This is a genomic window from Aequorivita marina (genome assembly GCF_031631895.2).
GTDB lineage: Bacteria > Bacteroidota > Bacteroidia > Flavobacteriales > Flavobacteriaceae > Aequorivita > Aequorivita marina.
Map to the genome: position 1 here is coordinate 1 of NZ_JAVMBW020000048.1, position 365 is coordinate 365.

Consider the following 365-nt stretch of genomic DNA (forward strand, 5'->3'; position numbering starts at 1 on the left):
TCAATACTGGTATAGGTTACCGTGTATTCCCCACCCTGCATCACAATAATCGAGGGACCGGTCTCTCCAGGGATGATTACCCCATCCAGTTCCCATACAAAGGTGAACAGCGCTGGATCTAGGCCGGTGTCAATTACCGGTGGTGAAGCGCCGCCGTCTTCTCCGGCAATTGGGTTTCCGTTCTCATCTACGCAAAGGCGGTATTGATCCTCTAGTTCTACTTCTGGAAGCTGTTCTACTTTTAAGATAAGCTCTACTACGGCATAGCACTGGGGCTCATATTGGTTGTCAGTGTTGGTCACCCGTACATAGATCCGTTGTGGGTTGATCAGGTTTACATACGGAAAGGTGATCGGGTCGGTTCC

Annotated in this window: 1 protein-coding gene; it reads right to left on the minus strand. The window is 50.1% G+C overall.

Annotated features, from left to right (window positions below; genetic code table 11):
* A partial coding sequence (locus QPK98_RS15625; protein ID WP_494337542.1) for an FIDD domain-containing protein occupies positions 1-365 on the minus strand: 365 nt, incomplete at both ends.